General features: G+C 74.4%; 15 protein-coding genes. All 15 read left to right on the top strand.

From position 1 onward, the window contains the following. The first annotated feature begins 284 nt into the window (after positions 1-284). The gene (locus tag ACSNN9_RS22170; protein ID WP_357878689.1) at positions 285-1,463 is read left to right on the top strand and encodes an ROK family protein; all 1,179 of its coding nucleotides are present in this window, start codon (positions 285-287) and stop codon (positions 1,461-1,463) included. A gap of 355 nt (positions 1,464-1,818) precedes the next feature. After that, positions 1,819-3,330: a sugar ABC transporter ATP-binding protein gene (locus ACSNN9_RS22165; protein WP_436675188.1), complete on the top strand. Its 1,512-nt coding sequence runs from the start codon at positions 1,819-1,821 to the stop codon at positions 3,328-3,330. Then, on the top strand, positions 3,327-4,439 hold the full coding sequence (locus tag ACSNN9_RS22160; protein ID WP_436675186.1) for an ABC transporter permease: 1,113 nt from the start codon (positions 3,327-3,329) through the stop codon (positions 4,437-4,439). The genes ACSNN9_RS22165 and ACSNN9_RS22160 overlap by 4 nt, the downstream gene beginning before the upstream one ends. Before the next feature lie 122 nt (positions 4,440-4,561). Next, a complete protein-coding gene (locus ACSNN9_RS22155; RefSeq protein WP_357878695.1) occupies positions 4,562-5,617 on the top strand; it encodes a substrate-binding domain-containing protein in 1,056 nt (351 codons plus the stop codon). A 53-nt stretch (positions 5,618-5,670) separates the two neighbouring features. Beyond that, a complete protein-coding gene (locus tag ACSNN9_RS22150) occupies positions 5,671-6,876 on the top strand; it encodes a Gfo/Idh/MocA family protein (protein ID WP_436675187.1) in 1,206 nt (401 codons plus the stop codon). A 484-nt stretch (positions 6,877-7,360) separates the two neighbouring features. Continuing rightward, complete coding sequence (locus ACSNN9_RS22145; RefSeq protein ID WP_436675185.1) at positions 7,361-8,521, top strand: inositol-3-phosphate synthase; 1,161 nt, start codon at positions 7,361-7,363, stop codon at positions 8,519-8,521. After that, on the top strand, positions 8,505-9,434 hold the full coding sequence (locus ACSNN9_RS22140) for an SCO3242 family prenyltransferase (RefSeq protein ID WP_436675184.1): 930 nt from the start codon (positions 8,505-8,507) through the stop codon (positions 9,432-9,434). Before ACSNN9_RS22145 ends, ACSNN9_RS22140 begins: the two co-directional genes overlap by 17 nt. After that, the gene (locus ACSNN9_RS22135) at positions 9,431-10,387 is read left to right on the top strand and encodes a sugar phosphate isomerase/epimerase family protein (RefSeq protein ID WP_436675183.1); all 957 of its coding nucleotides are present in this window, start codon (positions 9,431-9,433) and stop codon (positions 10,385-10,387) included. Before ACSNN9_RS22140 ends, ACSNN9_RS22135 begins: the two co-directional genes overlap by 4 nt. A 35-nt stretch (positions 10,388-10,422) precedes the next feature. Then, positions 10,423-11,025 carry an EboA domain-containing protein gene (locus tag ACSNN9_RS22130; RefSeq protein WP_436675182.1) on the top strand — a complete coding sequence of 201 codons (603 nt, stop codon included), beginning with the start codon at positions 10,423-10,425 and terminating at the stop codon, positions 11,023-11,025. Beyond that, positions 11,025-11,888 carry a TatD family hydrolase gene (locus ACSNN9_RS22125; protein ID WP_436675181.1) on the top strand — a complete coding sequence of 288 codons (864 nt, stop codon included), beginning with the start codon at positions 11,025-11,027 and terminating at the stop codon, positions 11,886-11,888. Before ACSNN9_RS22130 ends, ACSNN9_RS22125 begins: the two co-directional genes overlap by 1 nt. Then, entirely contained in the window at positions 11,888-13,072 is a 1,185-nt protein-coding gene (gene eboE / locus ACSNN9_RS22120) for a metabolite traffic protein EboE (RefSeq protein ID WP_436675180.1), read from the top strand. Before ACSNN9_RS22125 ends, eboE begins: the two co-directional genes overlap by 1 nt. Next, entirely contained in the window at positions 13,069-14,553 is a 1,485-nt protein-coding gene (locus ACSNN9_RS22115; protein WP_436675179.1) for an alkaline phosphatase family protein, read from the top strand. Before eboE ends, ACSNN9_RS22115 begins: the two co-directional genes overlap by 4 nt. Further along, on the top strand, positions 14,550-15,617 hold the full coding sequence (locus tag ACSNN9_RS22110; protein ID WP_436675178.1) for a polyprenyl synthetase family protein: 1,068 nt from the start codon (positions 14,550-14,552) through the stop codon (positions 15,615-15,617). Before ACSNN9_RS22115 ends, ACSNN9_RS22110 begins: the two co-directional genes overlap by 4 nt. Before the next feature lie 307 nt (positions 15,618-15,924). Next, positions 15,925-18,789: a PQQ-dependent sugar dehydrogenase gene (locus ACSNN9_RS22105; protein ID WP_436675177.1), complete on the top strand. Its 2,865-nt coding sequence runs from the start codon at positions 15,925-15,927 to the stop codon at positions 18,787-18,789. Between the two features lie 74 nt (positions 18,790-18,863). Next, positions 18,864-20,965, top strand: a 2,102-nt coding sequence (locus ACSNN9_RS22100) for a ThuA domain-containing protein (protein WP_436675176.1), incomplete at its 3' end; no start/stop codon positions are given.

Here is a 20,965-nt window from a genome sequence, read left to right as displayed (position 1 = left end):
CCACCCTCCCGGTGGCGGGGCGGCCTGCTGCCCACCCCGCGCGCCCCGCGATCGTGCCCGTGGCTCTGCTTCCTGCCCCGACGCGCGGCCCCGCCAGGGGCGGAGCGCAACCGCGGCGGCGGCGGGCTTTTCTTGATCCGCCCGAGGCTTTTGCTCGAACGGACAAAAGTTTGCGTCAGATCGGCCGAAGCTCTGGACACGTGACTCGGAACACTCCTACTGTGTCGGGCACGACACCTCGGCATTACGTCGATGTGAACGAGCCCCGCGAAGAGGTGAATCCGGTGCGGTCCGTCGATCCCCTGCACGTACGGCTGCTGCGGCTGCTCCGTGACGAGGGCGCCGTGTCCCGGGCCGAGCTGGGCGACCGGCTGCAGATGCCCCGCCCCCGGCTGCTGGCGGAGCTGGAACGGCTCGTCGGCCTCGGCTACGTCGCCGAGGCGGGGCTGGCCGCCTCCCGGGGCGGTCGCCGCTCCACCCTGGTCGAGCTGAGCCCGCACCTGCGCTTCGCCGCCGTCGACCTCGGCGCCAGCTCCATCGACGTCGAGGTGGTCAACGGCCGGCTGGAGCCGGTGGCCGCGTACGCCGAGCCGGCCGACATCCGCACCGGCCCGAAGGTGATCCTCCAGCGGGTCAACGAGCTGCTGCACAAGGCCCGGGTGGACGGCGCCTACGAGCGGCTCGACGCCGTCGGCATCGGGGTGCCCGGTCCGGTCAGCTTCCGCGACGGCGTGCCGGTCTCCCCGCCGATCATGCCGGGCTGGGACCGGTTCCCGGTGCGCGAGCTGCTCACCCGCGAGCACGGCTGCCCGGCGGTGGTCGACAACGACGTCAACATCATGGCGATCGGGGAGCGGCACGGCGGGGTCGCCCACTCCGTGGACGACTTCCTCTTCGTGAAGATCGGCACCGGAATAGGGTGCGGGATCTACCTCAGTGGCGAGGTCTACCGGGGCACCGACGGCTGCGCCGGGGACATCGGCCACATCCAGGTCGACGCGCACGGCCCGATGTGCTCCTGCGGCAACGTCGGCTGCCTGGAGGCGCTGTTCAGCGGGGCCGCGCTGGCGAAGGACGCGACCGCCGCCGCACGCAGCGGGGTGTCGCCCGCGCTGGCCGAACGGCTCGCCGCGCGCGGCGCGGTGACCGCCCTCGACGTCGCCGGAGGTGCCGTCGAGGGGGACGTGGCCTGCATCCAGCTGATCCGTGACGGGGGTCGGCGGGTCGGTGGAGTCCTGGCCGGGCTGGTCAGCTTCACCAACCCGTCGATGATCGTGATCGGCGGGGGGCTCGCCCAGCTCGGGCACATCCTCCTCGCCGAGATCCGCAGCGTGGTCTACCGCCGGTCGCTGCCGCTGGCCACCGGCAACCTTCCCGTCGTCCTCTCCGAACTCGGCCCCCGGGCCGGCGTGGCCGGGGCGGCCGTGCTCGCCAGCGACGTCGCTTTCGGGGAGGCATCGTGAGCGCGAGGAGTGAGCCGGGTCTGCGAGCCCCGCAGTCGCGAACGGAGGTGGCCCTGTGAGCGCGAGGAGTGAGCCGGGTTTGCGAGCCCCGCAGTCGCGAACAGAGAAGGCGCTGTGAGCGCGAGGAGTGAGCCGGGTTTGCGAGCCCCGCAGTCGCGAACGGAGGTGGCCCTGTGAGCGCGAGGAGTGAGCCGGGTCTGCGAGCCCCGCAGTCGCGAACAAGGAAGGCGTCGTGAGCGAGCGCGAGGAGGAGACCGTGGCCCGAACCGAGGAGCCGCCCGCCGCCGGGCCGCCGGAGGTCGTTTCCGTCGGCGCCCCGCTGGTCGAGGCGCCCGCCGACGCCGTCGCGGGCGAGGTGGTGCTGCGCCTCACCGACGTGGTCAAGACCTTCCCGGGCGTACGGGCCCTGGACGGGGTGCAGCTGGAGGTGCGCGCCGGCGAGGTGCACTGCCTGCTCGGGCAGAACGGCGCCGGCAAGTCCACCCTGATCAAGGTGCTGGCCGGGGTGCACCGGCCCGACTCGGGGCTCCTCGAGTGGCGGGGCGAGCCGGCGACCTTCGCCAACCCGCAGGCCGCCATGCGCGCCGGCATCGCCACCATCTACCAGGAACTCGACCTGGTCGAGGACCTCTCGGTCGCGGAGAACGCCTTCCTCGGTCACGAGCCGCGCCGGCTCGGCTTCGTCCGGCGGGGCGCCATGGCCCGGCGTACCCGGCAGATCCTCGGCCGGCTCGGCCACGCCGAGATCCCGCCCGGGCGGATGGTGCGCGCGCTGCCCGCAGCGGGGAAGCAGATCGTCAGCATGGCCCGCGCGCTCTCCCACGAGGCCCGGCTGATCATCATGGACGAGCCGAGCGCGGTGCTGGCCCACGACGAGGTCGGCAACCTGTTCCGGATCATCCGGGAGCTGACCGCGCAGGGCATCGCCGTCATCTACATCTCGCACCGGCTGGAGGAGATCCGCGAGATCGGCGACCGGGTCACCGTACTCAAGGACGGCCGGACCACCGCGGCGAACCTGTCGGCCCGCGACACCCCGACCCGCGACCTGGTCAGCCGGATGACCGGCCGCACCATCGAGTACGTCTTCCCGGACCGTCCGGCCGGCGCGGCCGACGGCGCGGAACTGCTCACGGTCGAGGGGCTGACCCGGGCCGGCGAGTTCGCCGACGTCTCGCTCAGGGTCCGGGCCGGCGAGATCGTCGGCATCGCCGGACTGGTCGGCTCGGGCCGCTCCGAGCTGCTGGAGACCATCTACGGCGCGCGCCGCGCCGAGGCCGGCTCGGTGCGGATGGCCGGTCGGGCGCTGCGTCCCGGCAACGTCGGCGCGGCGGTGCGGGCGGGCATGGGGATGGCCCCCGAGGAGCGCAAGAGCCAGGCGCTGCTGCTGGGCGAGCCGATCTACCGCAACGTGACCCTGGCGACCTTCGCCCGATACGCCCGCGCCGGGTTCACCGACGTCGGGCGGGAGCGGGCCGAGGCGGACCGGATCGCCGAGAGCCTGGAACTGCGCCCCCGCGACGTACGCCGGCCGGTGCGCACCCTCTCCGGCGGCAACCAGCAGAAGGTGGTGGTCGGCCGCTGGCTGCTCGGCGGCACCCGGCTGCTGCTGCTCGACGAGCCGACCCGGGGCGTGGACGTCGGCGCGCGGGCGGAGCTCTACCAGGTGATCCGGGGGCTGGCGGCGCGCGGCGTGGGGGTGCTGCTGGTCTCCAGCGAGGTCCCCGAGGTGCTCGGCCTGGCCGACCGGGTGCTGGTGATGCGGGAGGGGCGGGTCGTCCGCGAGGCCCCGGCCGGCGAACTCGACGAGAACACCGTGCTCGACCTCGTCATGGCGGGGTCCCTGATGGAAGGCGCACCGGCATGAGCGAGCCCCTCACCCCCACCGCGGCGCCGCAGCTGCCGGCGCAGTCGCCGCCGGTGGACCCGGCGCAGACCGCGGCGGCCGTCGACAAGGTCGCCGCCCCGGGCCGGATCTCCTGGTGGCGGGGCGACGGCGGCGAGGGCGCCCGCCGCAACCTCGGCCTGCTCGGCGTCCTGGCCGTGCTCGTCGTGATCGGCGCCCTCACCCGCTCCGACCTGTACTCCGACCCGGACTGGGTGTGGGACAACGTCCTGAGCATCCTCAAGCTGGCGGCCGTGGTCGGCGTGGTCACCGTCGGGATGACCTTCGTGATCATCGGCGGCGGCATCGACCTCTCGGTCGGCGCGATCGTGGCGCTGGCCGGCGTCTGGTGCACCACGGTGGCCACCCAGAGCTACGGCGCCGGCGGCATGATCTTCAGCGCGCTCACCGTCGGGCTGGCGGTCGGCCTGGTCAACGGGCTGCTCATCTCGTACGGCCGGCTGGTGCCGTTCATCGCCACCCTCGCCATGCTGGTGGCCGCGCGGGGCCTGGCCGCGGAGATCTCCGACAAGCAGACCCAGGTGTCGGACAACGCCTTCATCAACGGCCTCGCCAGCAACAGCCTGCTCGGCATTCCGCTGCTGGTCTACATCCTGGCCGCCGTGGTCGCCGCCGGCTGGGTGCTGCTCAACCGCACCACCTTCGGCCGGCGTACGGTCGCCGTCGGCGGCAACCCGGAGGCCGCCCGGCTCGCCGGCATCAACGTCCGACGGCACACCGTGCTGCTCTACGCGCTCTCCGGCCTCTGCTGCGGGATCGCCGCCATCATGCTCACCGCCCAGGCCAACTCGGCGCAGGCGGCGATGGCGAACCTCTACGAGCTGGACGCGATCGCCGCCGCGATCATCGGCGGCACGCTGCTCAGCGGCGGGCGGGGCACCATCATCGGTTCCCTGCTCGGGGTGGTCATCTTCGCCACCATCACCAACCTCTTCGCCATCAACGGCCTCTCCACGGAGGCCCAGAACATGGTCAAGGGCGGCATCATCGTCGCCGCCGTCCTGGTCCAGCAGGTCCAGTTCCGCAGCCTCACCCAGTTCCTGCGCCGCAACCGGCTCACCACCACCTGACCCGCACCGCACCGACCCGCGCGGCATCCGGGCCACCCGAGCGACGGTGGCCGGGCCCCGCACGCCCTCTTCCGTACCGCACCGCGAGATTTCCTCCACCACCGTCAACCCAGGAGGTCGTCATGACCCAGCACAGTCGCGACATGTCGCGCCGCCGACTGCTCTTCGGCGGGGCCGCCGTCGGCGCCGGCGTGCTGCTCGCCGGCTGCACCAGCAACGAAGCCCAGCCGACCGAGGCACAGACCAAGGCGGCAGCCGCGCCGGGCGGCAACAGCGAGCCCGGCAAGCGGGTCGTCATCGGCTTCTCCGCGCCGGCCGCGGACCACGGCTGGATCGCCGCCATCACCAACAACGCCAAGGCACAGGCCGGGGCGTACTCCGACGTGGAGTTCAAGTCGGTCGAGGCCGGCGCGGACGCGGCGGCCCAGCGGGCGGCGCTGTCCACGCTGATCTCGCAGAAGCCGGACGTGATCGTGCTGCTGCCGCACGACGGCAAGGAGCTCAACGCCTTCGGCCTGGAGGCGATGAAGGCCGGCGTCCCGGTGGTCAACCTGGACCGGGCCTTCCCCGACGCGCGGGCCTACCGGCTCCAGATCAAGGGCGACAACTACGGCATGGGCGTGGCCGCCGCCACCTACATGATCGAGCAGTTCAAGGCCAAGGGCATCAGCAACCCGGTGATCGGCGAGATCGCCGGCATGGACGAGCTGGAGCTGACCCAGGAGCGGTCGAAGGGCTTCGTCGACACCCTGACGGCGAGCGGCTTCAAGGTCGCCAACCGCCGGGCGGCGCGGTTCACGGCCGACTCGGGTCAGCAGGAGGCGGCGCAGCTGCTCCAGGCCCTGCCGAAGATCGACGCGCTCTGGAACCACGACGACGACCAGGGCATCGGCGTGCTGGCCGCGGTCAACCAGAGCGGTCGCAAGGAGTTCTTCATGGTCGGCGGCGCCGGCTCGAAGAAGGCGATGGAGGACATCCAGGCGGACAACACGGTGCTCAAGGCGACCGTGACCTACAGCCCCTCGATGGCGTCCTCGGCAATCTCCCTGGCCCGGCTGATCGGCCAGGGCAAGGGCATGTCCGACCTGGTGGAACTCCAGGTACCCAAGGAGATCATCCTCGCCTCCGAGACGATCACCAAGGAGAACGCGGGCAACTACCTCAAGCTCGGGTTCTGACACACGGGGGGAGACCCACCTTGTCCACGACAGACAGAGAACTGCGGGTCGGCATGGTCGGCTACGCGTTCATGGGCGCCGCGCACTCGCAGGCGTGGCGCACCGTGAACCGGGTGTTCGACCTGCCGACGCGGGCCCGGATGTCGCTGGTCTGCGGCCGGGACGCCGGGAAGGTGGCCGACGCCGCCGACCGGCTCGGCTGGGACGCGTACACCACCGACTGGCGCGACCTGGTCGCCTCCGACGACATCGACGTGGTCGACGTCTGCACGCCCGGGGACAGCCACGCCGAGATCGCCCTCGCCGCGCTGGCCGCCGGCAAGCACGTGCTGTGCGAGAAACCGTTGGCCAACACGATCTCCGAGGCCCGGGCGATGGCCGCCGCGGCCGTCACCGCGCAGGCCGCCGGGGTGCGGTCGATGTGCGGGTTCAACTACCGACGGGTGCCGGCGGTCGCGATGATGCGCCAGCTCGTCGCCGACGGGCGGCTCGGGGTGATCCGGCACGTCCGGGCGACGTACCTGCAGGACTGGATCGTGGACCCGCAGTTCCCCCTGGTCTGGCGGTTGCAGCGGGACCGGGCCGGCTCCGGCGCGCTCGGCGACATCGGCGCGCACATCATCGACCTGACCCAGTACGTCACCGGCCAACGGATCACCGGGGTCAGCGCGATCACCGAGACGTTCGTCAAGGAACGGCCGCTGCCGGCCGGGTCGAGCGGGCTGGCGGCGACGGTGGACGGGGCGGCGCCGACGGTGGACGGCGCCGACGGTCACCGCCCGGCCACCGGGCTGGTCACCGTCGACGACGCGGCGGTCTTCGTGGCCCGGCTTGACGGTGGCGCGCTGGCCACGTACGAGGCGAGCCGGTTCGCCACGGGGCGCAAGAACGCCCTCCGGGTGGAGATCAACGGCTCGCTGGGCACGGTGGCCTTTGACCTGGAGCGCCTCAACGAGCTGGAGTTCTACGACGCGACGAGACCGGCCGCCGAGCAGGGCTTCACCCGCATCCTGGTGACCGAGGGGGAGCATCCGTACATGTCCGCCTGGTGGCCGCCCGGCCACCTCATCGGCTACGAGCACTCCTTCACCCACCAGGCGCGCGACTTCATCGAGGCGGTCGCCACCGGCGTCGACCCGGCCCCCTCCTTCGTCGATGGGTTGCAGGTCCAGCTGGTGCTGGACGCGGTGACCCGGTCGGCGGAGCTCGGCTCCTCGTGGACCGAGGTGGAGCCGGCCCTGGCCACGGTCGCCGCCTGAGTCGACTCCGGCGCCGACCGGCGAGGGACCGGCCGCGGTTGCGCCCCGCGGCCGGGACGAGGTCGGGACCGGAGGACGTGCTCACCGGGCCGGCGTGGCCCGGTGAGCACGAGCAGGACGGTCGTCCGGTGCGGCCGGACCGGGATTCCCCGGTCGCACCGGAGGACCGTCACCACCCGGCGGCCACGCCGGGCCGCGTCACCCCACGACGTCCGGTCGGCGCGCGCCGTAGCCCGACCGGCGGATGCGGGGGAGGCAGGGACGAGACGCCGACCGGCCCTGCCTGCCAGCCCCGTCCGTCCGCGCCCGCACCGGGAACCGGGCCGGGGTCGTCGCCGCCGACGTCGACACCGGACCGGTGGGCTCCTCCCGGGGCGGCCGGCGGACGGGGCCCATCCGCACAGATCCGTATCTTTCTGAACAAACTTCTGATATTCATATAACTCAATGCACGGCTGGTTCCTCCTGAGCGGGAAGGAGCACCATGCGTACGGGTGTCTGGCTGGTGGGAGCGCGCGGCTCGGTCGCGACCACCAGCATCGTGGGGGCGCTCGCCCTGCGGTCCGGGCTTACCGGCCCGACCGGCTGCGTCACCGAGCTGCCCGACCTGCGCGGGCCCGCCCTGCCGGCCTTCACCGACCTGGTCTTCGGCGGGCACGACGTCGCGACCACCCCGCTGGCGAAGCGGGCCGAGGCCCTGGCCGCCGCCGGGGTGCTGCCCGCCCGGCTGGTCGCCGCCCTCACCGACGAACTGGCCGCCGTCGAACGCGAGCTGCGTCCGGCCCCCGCCGGCGGCACCCAGGCGGACCGGGCCGCAGCGACCGTACGCGACCTCGCGGACTTCCGCCGCCGGCACCGGCTGGACCGCGTGGTGGTGGTCAACGTCTCGGCCACCGAAGCGGCCGCCCGCCCGCATCCCGGGCACGCGGACCCGGACGCGCTGCGGGCCGCGCTCGCCGGTGGCGACGAGGTGCTGCCGCTCAGCTCGCTCTACGCGTACGCGGCGGTGCGGGCGGGCTGCCCGTACGTCGACTTCACCCCGTCCACCGGGCTGCGGCTGCCGGCCCTGACGGCGCTGGCCGCCGAGGGCGCGATCCCGTACGCCGGGCACGACGGCAAGACGGGGGAGACCCTGGTCAAGTCCGTGCTCGCGCCGATGTTCGCGATGCGGCACCTGGCGGTGCGCTCCTGGTCCGGGATCAACCTGCTCGGCGGCGGCGACGGCGCCACCCTCGCCGACCCGGCGGCCAACGCGGCCAAGACGGAGAGCAAGCAGCGGGTGCTCGGCGAGACCCTCGGCCACCTGCCGCAGGGCGGCACCCGGATCGAGTACGTCGAGGCGCTGGGCGACTTCAAGACCGCCTGGGACCTGATCACCTTCGACGGGTTCCTCGGCACCGGGATGCGGATGGAGTTCACCTGGCACGGCTGCGACTCCGCGCTGGCCGCGCCCCTCGTGCTCGACCTGGCCCGGCTCACCGCCGCCGCGCACGCCGCTGGCCACGCCGGCCCCCTGACCGACCTCGCCTTCTTCTTCAAGGACCCGCTCGGCGCGCCCACCCACTCGCTGGCCGACCAGTGGACCCGGCTGTGCGGGCTCGCCCGCCGTCTGCACGCGGGAGGCGCCGATGCCGCGCCTCGCTGACCTCGCCGAACTCGTCCGGGCGCCCGCCGCGCTGTCGGTGCCCGGGGACGTCGTCGCCGGGGCGGCGGCCGCCGGGGCGCTCGGCCGGCGTACGCCCGCGTTGGCCGCCGCGTCCGTCCTGCTCTACTGGGCGGGGATGGCCGCCAACGACTGGGCCGACCGCCGACTGGACGCCGTGGAGCGCCCCGAGCGGCCCATCCCCAGCGGCCGGGTGGCCCCCGGGGCGGCGCTCGGCCTCGCCGCCGGGTTCACGGCCGCCGGGGTCGCGCTGGCCACCGCCGCCGGAGGCCGGCGCGCCGCGACGGTCGCGGTCGGCCTCGCCGCCGCCGTCTGGGGGTACGACCTGGCGGCGAAGTCGACCGCCGCCGGCCCGGCCGTGATGGCCGCCTGCCGGGGGCTGGACGTGCTGCTCGGGGCCACCGGCGGCCGGGCGCTGCGGGCGGTGCCGGCGGCGGTCACCGTGGCCGCGCACACCTGGACCGTCACCGCGCTCTCCCGCCGGGAGGTCACCGGCGCCGACGCGGCGCTGCCGCTGCGTACCCTCGCCGGCACCGCGCTGGTCGCCGCGAGCGCCGCCGTCCCGCCGCGCCCCGTCCGCGCCCGGCCGGGCCGCCCCCTGGTCGTCACCCGCGGGGGGCCCACCGGCGTGCCCGGGCGCGGCCCCGCCGTCGCCGCCGCGCTGCCGGCCCTGCTGGCCGGCTGGTACGCGGCCCGCTACGGCGCGGCCCAGGCCAGGGCGGCGGCCGACCCCCGCGCCGGCCGGGTGCGGGCGGCGGTCGGCGCCGGGATCACCGGGCTGCCCGCGTTGCAGGGCGCCCTGGCCGCCCGCGCCGGGGCCGGGCTGCTGGGGCTCGCGGTGGCGGCCGCCGCGCCGCTCGGCGGCCGGCTGGCCCGGAAGGTCTCCCCGACGTGACCGCCCCACCGCCCCCCGCGCCGGCCCACCGGGTCCCGGCGGCCGCCCCGGGCGGGCGCGCGCCCGCGCCGGCCGGATCCGGTGCCGTTGGCGGGGGCGGCGACGGGCCGCGGTTCGGCTACGGGACCAACGGGTTCGCCAACCACCGGCTGGCCGACGCGCTCGCCGTCCTCGCCGACCTGGGCTACCAGGGCGTCGCGCTCACCCTGGACCACGACCACCTCGACCCGTTCGCCCCCGGGCTGGCCCGGCGGGTGGCCGCCGTGGCCCGCCGGCTCGCGGCGCTCGGCCTCGCCGTGGTCGTCGAGACGGGCGCCCGCTACCTGCTCGACCCGTGGCACAAGCACGCGCCGACGCTGCTGCACGACGACCCGACGCGGCGGATCGAGTTCCTGCGCCGGGCCGTGCGGATCGGCGCCGACCTGGGCGCGGAGGTTGTCTCCCTCTGGTCCGGCGTACGCCCCGAGACGGTTCCGCCCGCGACCGCCTGGGACCGGCTGGTCGCCGGCTGCGCGACGGTGCTCGACGCCGCCGAGGCGGCCGGGACGACCCTCGGCTTCGAGCCGGAGCCCGGCATGCTGGTCGAGGACATCGCCGGCTGGCGTCGGCTGCGCGGCGCGCTCGGGGACCCGGCCCGCTTCGGCATCACCCTCGACGTCGGACACTGCCGCTGCCTGGAGCCGCGCCCGGTCCCCGACTGCGTGCGCGAGGTGGGCGCGTACCTGGTCAACGTGCAGATCGACGACATGCGTCGGGGCGTGCACGAGCACCTGGAGTTCGGCGCCGGCGAGATCGACTTCCCGCCCGTGCTGCGCGCCCTGGACGACGCCGGCTACCGGGGCCTGGTCGCCGTGGAGCTGCCCCGACACTCGCACGCCGCCCCCGCCGTCGCGGCCCGCTCGCTCGACTTCCTGCGCGCCGCCACGAAGGAAGCGGCGCGACGGGAACGGTGACGGGCCACGACGGCAGCACGAGAGAGGAGACGGGGATGACACCGGATTCACTGCGGGCCGCGCTGCGGGGCGTACCCCATCCCGACTGGCTCGACGCGGCGCTGCGGCGGGTGGCGGCCGAACCGGCGGCGATCGACGGGTTCTTCCCGGCCGCCGGGCGGCGCTGCGGCCGGGCGCCGCTGGCCGGGGCCCCCGGCTGGAGCGCCGACGAGGCGGCCCGGGCCCTGCTGCTGACCGCGCTGCGGACCGACCACGCCATCCACGCCGAGTCGCGCTACCGGCAGGGCGACGCCGCCGAGAAGCGGGCCGTGCTCAAGGCCCTGCCGCTGCTGCCGATCGGCGCGGCCGGGACGCCGCTGCTGCACGACGCGATCCGCACCAACGACACCCGGCTGCTGGCTGCCGCCCTCGGCCCGTACGCCCGGCACCTCGACCCGGCCGCCTGGCGGCAGGCGGTGCTCAAGTGCGTGTTCACCGGCGTGCCGCTGGCCGTGGTGCAGGACCTCGACGCCCGCGCCGACGGCGAACTCGCCGCGATGCTCGCGGGCCTGGCCGCCGAGCGGCGGGCCGCCGGGCGCGCCATGCCGGCGGACGCGATCGACCTGCTCACCCGGCTGCGCGCGAACCAGGAGGCGTGATGCGCATCTTCGACCCGCACATCCACATGACCTCGCGGACCACCGACGACTACGAGCGGATGGCCGCCGCCGGCGTCCGCGCGGTGGTGGAGCCGGCGTTCTGGCTCGGCCAGCCCCGCACCAGCGCCGCCTCCTTCGCCGACTACTTCGACTCGCTGGTCGGCTGGGAGCCGTTCCGGGCCGGGCAGTTCGGGATCCGCCACCACGCCACGGTGGCGCTGAACCCGAAGGAGGCCAACGACCCGCGCTGCCGCCCGGTGCTCGACCTGCTGCCGCGCTACCTCGACAAGGACGGCGTGGTGGCGGTCGGCGAGATCGGCTACGACTCGATGACCCCGGAGGAGGACGAGGCGTTCGCCGCCCAGCTCGCCCTGGCCGTGGCCCACGACCTGCCGGCGCTGGTGCACACCCCGCACCGGGACAAGGTCCGCGGCGTCGAGCGCAGCCTCGCCGTGGTCGCCGAGTCCGGCGTCGAACCGGGCCGGGTGGTGCTCGACCACCTCAACGAGGTGACCGTGGGGCTGGTCCGGGACACCGGCTGCTGGCTGGGCTTCTCCATCTATCCCGACACCAAGATGTCCCCGCCCCGGATGGTGGAACTGCTGCGGGCGTACGGGACCGAGCGGGTGCTGGTCAACTCGGCGGCCGACTGGGGCCGCTCGGACCCGCTGCTCACCCGGGCCACCGGGGAGGCGATGCTGCTGGCCGGCTTCACCGACGACGACGTGGACCGGGTGCTGTGGCGCAACCCGGTCGAGTTCTACGGCCAGTCCGGGCGCCTCGACCTGACGGACCTGGACCCGGCCGTCGACGCGGCGAGCGGCACCTGGGCCGGCAACTCGATCCTGCGCGGCGGCAGCTGATGCGGCTGCGGCACGCCGGCGGCGACACCGTCCACCTCGGCTACTGCACCAACGTGCACCCCGCCGAGGACCTCGCCGGCATCCTCCGCCAGTTGGACACCCACGCCGTGCCCGTCCGCGAGGCGCTCGGCGCCGACCTGCTCGGCCTCGGCCTGTGGCTGGCCGCCCCGGTCGCCGCCGAGCTGGCCGCCGACCCGGCCGCCCGTCGCCGGCTACGCACCGAGCTGACCGCCCGGGGGCTGGAGGTGGTCACCCTCAACGGCTTCCCGTACGCGGCCTTCCAGGCGCCCGTCGTCAAGGGCGACGTCTACCAGCCGGACTGGACCACGCCCGGGCGGCTCGCGTACACCCTGGACCTGGCCCGGGTGCTCGCCGACCTGCTGCCCGACGACGCGGCCCGGGGCTCGGTCTCGACCCTGCCGCTGGCCTGGCGGCGGCCCTGGGACACCGCCCGCGCGGACGCCGCCCGCCGCCGGCTCGACCAGCTCGCGGCCGGTCTCGCCGCCGTCGAGCGGGAGACCGGCCGGCCGGTGCGGGTCGGCTTCGAGCCGGAGCCGGGCTGCGTGGTGGAGAGCACCGGCCAGGCCGTCGCGGCCCTGTCCGGCCTGGACACCGACCGCCTCGGCGTCTGCCTGGACCTCGCCCACCTCGCCTGCGCCTGGGAGGAGCCGGCCGACGCGCTGGGCCGGCTGCGCGCGGCCGGCCTGCCGGTGGTGAAGGTGCAGGTGTCGGCCGCCATCGAGGCGCCCGCCGGGGCGACGCCGGAGCTGCGCCGCTGGGTGGAGCCGCGCTTCCTGCACCAGACGCGCGCCGCCGGCTGCGCGGGCGCGGCGGACCCGGCCGACCCCGCCCACGCCGCCGACGACCTGGACGCCGCCCTGCACGCGCGGCTGCCCGGGCCGTGGCGGGTGCACTACCACGTGCCGCTGCACGCCCCGCCCGAGCCGCCGCTCGGCTCGACCCTGCCGGTGCTGCGCGCGGCGCTGGCCGCGCTCTACGCCGGGCCCGGGGCGGGCTGCGACCACCTCGACGTCGAGACGTACACCTGGGGGGTGCTGCCGGCCGCGCGGCGCCCGCGCACCGACGCGGAGCTGGCCGTCGGCATCGCCGCGGAGCTGGCCTTCGCCCGCGCGGAGCTGGTGGCCCTGGGCCTGACGCCGGCGGGCCGGCGGGTGCCGGCATGAGCCGCCGGCTGGTGGTGCTGGACGTGGTGGGGCTGACCCCCCGCCTGCTGGCACACATGCCCCGGCTGCGCGCGGTCGCCGACGCCGGCTTCCGCGCGGAGCTGGGCACGGTGCTGCCCGCGCTGACCTGTCCGGTGCAGTCGACGTTCCTCACCGGGGAGCTGCCGGCCGGGCACGGGATCGTCGGCAACGGGTGGTACTTCCGGGATCTCGGGGAGGTGCTGCTCTGGCGGCAGCACCACGCCCTGGTCGGTGGGGAGAAGCTGTGGCAGGCGGCCCGCCGGGTCGAGCCGGGCTGGACGGTCGCCAACGTCTGCTGGTGGTACGCGATGGGCGCCGACGTGGACTGGACGGTCACCCCGCGCCCCGTCTACCGGGCGGACGGGCGCAAGGAGCCGGACTGCTACACCGACCCGCCGGAGCTGCACGACGCCCTCACCGGCCGGCTCGGCACGTTCCCGCTGTTCAGCTACTGGGGGCCGGGCGCCGGGCTGGCCTCGTCGGTGTGGATCTGCCGGGCCGCCGAGCGGATCCTCGCCGACGAGTCCCCGGACCTGACCCTGGTCTACGTCCCCCATCTCGACTACGACCTGCAACGCTTCGGCCCCTCGTCGCCCCGGGCCGCCGCGGCGGCGGCCGAGCTGGACGGGGTGCTGGGGCCGCTGCTGGACGCCGCCCGCGCCCGGGACGCCACCGTGGTGGTGCTCTCCGAGTACGGCATCACCGACGTCTCCCGCCCGGTCGACGTCAACCGGCTGCTGCGCGCCGAGGGGTTGCTGCGGGTGCACACCCAGGCCGGGATGGAGTACCTGGACCCGTGGACCTCGCGGGCCTTCGCGGTGGCCGACCACCAGGTGGCGCACGTCTACGTCCGCGACCCGGCCGACGTGCCGGCGGTGGCGACGCTCTGCGCCGGGCTGCCGGGGGTGGCCGAGGTGCTCGACGCCGACGGCCGGGCCGCGCACGGGCTGGACCATCCGCGCGCCGGCGAGCTGCTCCTCGTCGCCGAGCCGGGCGCCTGGTTCACCTACTACTACTGGCTCGACGACGCCCGCGCGCCCGACTTCGCCCGGCTGGTGGAGATCCATCGGAAGCCTGGTTACGACCCCGCCGAGCTGTTCCTCGACCCGGCCGCCCCGGGCGCGGCGAAGCGGCGGGCCGCCGTGGCGCTGGCCCGCAAGAAGCTCGGGCTGCGCTACCTGATGAGCGTGGTGGGGCTGGACGCCGGTGCCCGGGCGGTGCGTGGGTCGCACGGCCGGCTCCCCGCCGACCCGGCCGACGGGCCGGTGTTGCTCTGCTCCGACCCGTCCGCCGCCCGGGAGCGGGTCGCCGCGACCGAGGTCAAGGCCCTGCTGCTGGAGCTGGCGGGGCTGGCGCCGCCGAGGGCCCCCGACGCGCCCCCGCCGCCGCGCCGGGCCGCGCCCCCGCCGCGCCGAGCGGCGCCCCCGCCGCCGAGCGGGCGGTCCGGGGAGGGGTCGTGACCGCCGTGGTCGTCCCGACCGACACGAGTGGGTTGCGGGCCCGGTTCGACGCCGCGCTCGCCGCGTTCCTCGACCGGCAGGGCCGGGACTGGCCGGACGGCGCTCCCCGGGGCGTCTTCACCGCGCTGCACCGGTTCGTGCTGGCCGGCGGCAAGCGGCTGCGCCCGCTCTTCTGCTACTGGGGATGGCGGGGCGCGGGCGGCGCCGACGGCGCCCCGATCGTGGCGGCCGCCGCCGCGCTGGAGCTGTTCCACGCGTTCGCGCTGATCCACGACGACATCCTCGACGGCAGCGACCGCCGCCGGGGCGGGCCGTCGGTGCACCGGCTCTTCGCCGACCTGCACGCCCGCTCGTCCTGGCGCGGCGACCCCGAGGCGTACGGGCGCAACACCGCCCTGCTCTGCGGCGACCTCTGCGCCGCCTGGTCCGACCAGATGTTCCACGAGTGCGGCCTGGACGTGGGGCGGGTGCACCGGGGGTACGCGGTCTTCGCGCTGATGCGCACCGAGGTGATCGCCGGGGAGTACCTCGACCTGGTCTCCGGGGTGGGCGACGGGTCGGTGGCGAGCGCGCTGACCGTGGTCCGGATGAAGGCGGCCCGCTACACGGTCACCCGGCCGTTGCAGATCGGGGCGACGCTGGCCGGGGCCGGACCGGAGCTCGTCGCCGCGCTGGCCGAGTTCGGCGACCCGCTGGGCGACGCGTTCCAACTGCGCGACGACGTGCTGGGGGTGTTCGGCGACCCGACGGTCACCGGCAAGTCGGTCCTGGACGACCTGCGGGAGGGCAAGCCGACGGTGATGATGGCGCTGGCCCGCGGCGCCGCCGACCGGGCGCAGGCCGGGCGGCTGCGGGAGCTGTTCGGCAACCCGGCGCTGGACGGCGACGGCGCCGCCGAGCTGCGGAAGATCATCGAGGCCACCGGGGCCCGCGAGCGGATCGAGGGGATGATCCGGGTGCGCGCCGACGCCGCGCTGGCGGCCCTGGGGTCCGCCCCCGTGACCGCCGAGGCCCGCGCCGCCCTTGCCGCCCTCGCCGCCCAGGCCGTCGACCGGCCCTGCTGAGTCGCCACGCGCCGGTGACTTTCCACGATATCGACGAAAGTTAGTGCCGAATCGGCGGAAGGTATGGACACATCGATGTGCGCCATTTAATGTCGGGCCATCACGAATGTGTTTCGTCGAGGTGAACCGGCGGCGCGGGAACCCATCGACTGGTGACCTCCGAACGATGGGGTCCGCCCCATCCCTCGCAGGTCGCGGCCGGCCGGGCACGGCACCCGGCGGGCCGACCGCACCCCCGCTACGGCATCCGGCGCGACGGCGCGCGCCCGCCCTGGCAGTCACTCGTCAGGAAGGGACGGCTCAACCGATGTCCAACAAGGACGCCCCCACCCACCGGACCCGACGCCGGTTCTCCGCCGCATCGGCGCTGCTGCTGGTCGCCACGGCTGGCACGGTCGCCCTCGGCGCCGGCCCGACCGCGCTGGGCGGCCCCACCCCGGCCCAGGCCCACCCCATCGTCGGCACCGACTTCCAGCAGGTCACCCTCGCCAAGGGCGTCGCCGAGGTCGGCGAGCCCATGACGATCGCGGTGCTGCCGGACCGGTCGGTCCTGCACACCGCCCGCAACGGCACCGTCCGGCGTACGGACTCCGCCGGCACCACCTCCGTGATCGGCACGCTGCCGGTCTACACCCACGACGAGGAGGGGTTGCAGGGCGTCGGGGCGGACCCGAACTTCGCCACCAACCGGCACATCTACCTCTACTACGCGCCGCCGCTGGCCACCCCGGCCGGCGACGCGCCGGCGACCGGCAGCGACTTCTCGGCCTGGCAGGGCGTCAACCGGCTCTCCCGCTTCACCCTGAACGCCGACTTCACGATCAACACCGGCAGCAAGGTCGACATCCTCGACGTGCCCGCCGACCGGGGCATCTGCTGCCACGTCGGCGGCGACATCGACTTCGACGCCGCCGGCAACCTCTACCTCTCCACCGGCGACGACACCAACCCGTTCGACTCGGCCGGGTACGCGCCCATCGACGAGCGCGCCAACCGCAACCCCGCGTACGACGCGCAGCGCAGCGCGGCCAACACCAACGACCTGCGCGGCAAGATCCTGCGGATCAAGGTGAACGCCAACGGCACGTACTCGATCCCGGCGGGCAACATGTTCGTCGACTCGGACCCGAGGACCCGCCCCGAGATCTACGCGATGGGCTTCCGTAACCCGTTCCGGATGAGCGTGGACCGGGCCACCGGCATCGTCCACGTCGGCGACTACGGCCCCGACGCCGGCACCACCAGCGCCCGGGGCCCGAGCGGCCAGGTCGAGTTCAACCGGGTCACCGGGCCCGGCAACTACGGCTGGCCGTACTGCACCGGCACCAACACCGCCACCGAGACGTACGCCGAGTGGGACTTCGCCGCCGGGACCGCCGGGGCGAAGTTCAACTGCGCCGGCGGGCCGACCAACAACTCCTTCCGTAACACCGGGCTGCCCACCCTGCCCGGGGCGAAGCCGGCCTGGATCCGGTACGCCGGCGACGCCGGCACCCCGCCGGAGTTCGGCGGCGGCTCCGAGTCGCCGATGGCCGGCCCCGTCTACCGGTACGACGCCGCGCTGAACTCCACCACCAAGTTCCCGCAGTCCTTCGACGGGCAGTTCTTCGCCGGCGAACTCGGCCGGGGCTGGGTCAAGCCGATCCACCTCAACGCCGACGGCAGCCCGGGAACCATCGACACGTTCCCGTGGAACGGCAAGCAGATCATGGACATGGCGTTCGGGCCCGAGGGGGCGCTCTACATCCTCGACTACGGCACCGGCTACTTCAACGGCGACGCCAACTCGGCGCTCTACCGCTACGACTACATCGCCGGCGGCAACCGGGCGCCGACCGCCGTCGCCGCGGCCGACAAGACCTCCGGCGCGGCCCCGCTGACCGTGAACTTCTCCTCGGCCGGCTCGACCGACCCGGAGGGCGGCGCGCTGACGTACTCCTGGGCCTTCGGCGACGGCACCAGCTCGACGACGGCCAACCCCAGCAAGACGTACACCGCCAACGGCACCTACCAGGTCACGCTGACCGTCCGCGACCCCCAGGGCGCCACCGGCACGGCGAACGTGCAGATCGGCGTCGGCAACACCGCGCCCACGGTCACCATCAACAGCCCGGCCAACGGCCAGCTGTTCAGCTACGGCGACACCGTGCCGTTCAGCATCACCGTGACCGACCCGGAGGACGCCGCCATCGACTGCACCAAGGTCAAGATGACGTACGTGCTGGGCCACGACAACCACGGCCACCAGATCACCTCGAAGAACGGCTGCTCGGGCTCCATCACCATCCCGGTCGACGGCGAACACGACGACGCGGCGAACATCTTCGCCATCTTCGACGCCGAGTACACCGACGCCGGCGGGCTGACCACGCACAAGCAGCACACCCTCCAGCCGCGCAAGCGCCAGGCGGAGCACTTCAAGACCTCCTCCGGCGTCGGGACCTTCGACAAGGGCACCGCCGAGGGCGGCAAGACCGTCGGCGACATCAACAACGGCGACTGGATCGCGTTCGAGCCGTACCGGATCGACAACGCGACCTCGTTCAGCGCCCGGGTCTCCTCGGCCGGCTCCGGCGGCACCCTCCAGGTGCGGGTCGGCTCGCCCACCGGCACGGTGCTCGGCTCCGCGACCGTCCCGGTCACCGGCGCCTGGGACACGTTCACCACGGTCAGCGGCAGCATCTCCGGGGCGCCGGCCAGCACCGGCACGCTCTACCTGACGTTCGCCGGCACGGGCACCGGCGCGCTCTACGACGTGGACACGTTCGCCTTCACCACCGCCGCGGCGGTCCGCACCGGCCCGGTCGTCGGTCTCGGCGGCAAGTGCCTGGACGTGCGCAACGCGGCCACGGCCGACGGCACCCAGATCCAGATCTACGGCTGCAACGGCACCGCGGCGCAGACGTGGACGGTGACGCCGAACTCGACGGTGAAGGCGTTGGGCAAGTGCCTGGACGTCTCCGGGGGCGCCTCGGCCGACGGGACGAAGATCCAGCTGTGGACGTGCAACGGCACGGGCGCGCAGAACTGGTCGGCGCAGGCGGACGGCACGTTGAAGAACCCGCAGACCGGCAAGTGCCTGGACGTGTCGGGCAACAACCCGGCCGACGGTCAGGCCGTGCACCTGTGGACCTGCCACACCGGCGCCAACCAGAAGTGGACCCTGCCCTGACCTGAGGCGGGGAGGGGCCGCCGCGCCCCCCCCCGCCCCGGCAGGCCCTCGACAGCCCGGCATTGGAGAGCGACATGCGCAGACTCCTCCGACCCCTCCTCGGCGCGGCCACCGCCGTCCTCGCCGTCCTCGCCTGCACCACCCCGGCCAACCCGGCCAGCGCCGCCGACGCCCCGTACGACGTGCTGGTCTTCTCGAAGACCGCCGGCTTCCGGCACGACTCCATCGCGGTCGGCACCCAGGCGATCCGCGACCTCGGCGCGGCCAACAACTTCACCGTCACCGCGACCGAGGACGCCGCCCAGTTCACCACCGCCAACCTGTCCCGCTTCGAGGCGGTGGTCTTCCTCAACACCACCGGCGACGTGCTCGACGCCACCCAGCAGAGCGCCTTCGAGTCGTACATCGGCGCCGGCGGCGGCTTCGTGGGCGTGCACGCCGCCGCCGACACCGAGTACGGCTGGTCCTTCTACGGCAGCCTGGTCGGGGCGTACTTCGCCTCGCACCCGCACATCCAGCAGGCGAACGTGAAGGTGGAGCACCGGGCGCACGCGGCCACCGCGCACCTGCCGCAGACCTGGACCCGCACCGACGAGTGGTACAACTACCAGACCAACGCCCGCTCCACCGCCCGCGTGCTGGCCACCCTCGACGAGTCCTCCTACACGGGCGGCTCGATGGGCGCCGACCACCCGCACTCCTGGTGCAAGACCCACAGCGGGGGCCGGGCCTTCTACACCGGCGGCGGGCACACCCAGGCGTCGTACGCCGAGCCGGCGTTCCGCGCCCACCTGCTCGGCGGCATCCGGTACGCGGCCGGCCGGGCCAAGGCCGACTGCCGGCCCGAGACCGGCTACACGCCGATCTACAACGGCTCCACCACCGGCTGGTCCCAGGCCGGGCCGGGCAGCTTCACCAACGCCGACGCCACCCTGACCTCGGTCGGCGGCATGGGCCTGTACTGGTACAGCGCGAAGCAGTTCACCAACTACTCGCTCAAGCTGGACTGGCGGCTCGCCGGCGACGACAACTCCGGCGTCTTCATCGGTTTCCCGCCCTCCAGCGACCCCTGGTCGGCGGTCAACAACGGCTACGAGATCCAGATCGACGCCACCGACGCGGCCGACCGCACCACGGGCGCGGTCTACACCTTCAAGTCCGCCGACATCGCCGCCCGGGACGCGGCGCTGAACCCGCCGGGGGAGTGGAACACCTACGAACTGCTCGTCGAGGGCGAGCGCCTCCAGGTCTTCCTGAACGGGGTGAAGATCAACGACTTCACCAACACCGACCCGGCCCGCTCGCTCGCCGGCCACATCGGGCTCCAGAACCACGGCACCGGCGACGACGCCTCGTTCCGCAACATCCGGATCAAGGAACTCGGCGTCGACCCGCCGGGCGGGAACACCACCGTCCAGGCGGAGGCGTTCAGCTCGGCCGGCGGGGTCGCCCCGTTCGCCAAGGCCGGCGCCAACGGCGGCCAGACCCTCGGGCACATCGACCCGGGCGACTGGGCCGCGTACGCCGGGGTCGACCTGACCGGGGCGACGTCGCTGCGGGCGCGGGTCGTCTCCGGCGGGCCGGGCGGCACCCTCCAGGTGCGTACCGGATCCACCACCGGCACCGTGCTCGGCTCGGTCGCCGTGCCGAACACGGGCAGCTGGACCACCTTCGCCGACGTCACGACCACCCTGTCCGGCGTGCCGTCCGGCACCCGGGACCTCTACCTGACCTTCACCGGGTCGGGCACGGGCCTCTTCGACGTGGACGACTTCACCCTGGTCAGGTCCGGCGGCAGCGGTGGCGTCGGCCCGATCCGGGGCCTGGGCGGCAAGTGCCTGGACGTGCGCAACGGCGCCACGGCCGACGGCACCCAGATCCAGATCTACGGCTGCAACGGCACCGCGGCGCAGACGTGGACGGTGACGCCGAACTCGACGGTGAAGGCGTTGGGCAAGTGCCTGGACGTCTCGGGTGGCGCCTCGGCCGACGGGACGAAGATCCAGCTGTGGACGTGCAACGGCACGGGCGCGCAGAACTGGTCGGCCCAGGCGGACGGCACGCTGAAGAACCCGCAGACCGGCAAGTGCCTGGACGTCTCGGGCAACAACCCGGCCGACGGTCAGGCCGTGCACCTGTGGACCTGCCACACCGGCGCCAACCAGAAGTGGACCCT

The sequence above is a fragment of the Micromonospora sp. URMC 107 genome, from assembly GCF_051386315.1.
In the GTDB taxonomy this organism is placed as follows: domain Bacteria; phylum Actinomycetota; class Actinomycetes; order Mycobacteriales; family Micromonosporaceae; genus Micromonospora.
The sequence above is the reverse complement of the archived record's forward strand: the minus strand, read 5'-3'. Positions and strand labels throughout refer to the sequence as shown.

Coding starts and splice junctions, on each gene's coding strand:
- ACSNN9_RS22160 (WP_436675186.1), top strand. CDS start 3,327: ATGAGCGAGCCCCTCACCCCCACCGCGGCGCCGCAGCTGCCGGCGCAG.
- ACSNN9_RS22155 (WP_357878695.1), top strand. CDS start 4,562: ATGACCCAGCACAGTCGCGACATGTCGCGCCGCCGACTGCTCTTCGGC.
- ACSNN9_RS22150 (WP_436675187.1), top strand. CDS start 5,671: ATGGTCGGCTACGCGTTCATGGGCGCCGCGCACTCGCAGGCGTGGCGC.
- ACSNN9_RS22145 (WP_436675185.1), top strand. CDS start 7,361: ATGCGTACGGGTGTCTGGCTGGTGGGAGCGCGCGGCTCGGTCGCGACC.
- ACSNN9_RS22140 (WP_436675184.1), top strand. CDS start 8,505: ATGCCGCGCCTCGCTGACCTCGCCGAACTCGTCCGGGCGCCCGCCGCG.
- ACSNN9_RS22130 (WP_436675182.1), top strand. CDS start 10,423: ATGACACCGGATTCACTGCGGGCCGCGCTGCGGGGCGTACCCCATCCC.
- ACSNN9_RS22125 (WP_436675181.1), top strand. CDS start 11,025: ATGCGCATCTTCGACCCGCACATCCACATGACCTCGCGGACCACCGAC.
- eboE (WP_436675180.1), top strand. CDS start 11,888: ATGCGGCTGCGGCACGCCGGCGGCGACACCGTCCACCTCGGCTACTGC.
- ACSNN9_RS22115 (WP_436675179.1), top strand. CDS start 13,069: ATGAGCCGCCGGCTGGTGGTGCTGGACGTGGTGGGGCTGACCCCCCGC.
- ACSNN9_RS22105 (WP_436675177.1), top strand. CDS start 15,925: ATGTCCAACAAGGACGCCCCCACCCACCGGACCCGACGCCGGTTCTCC.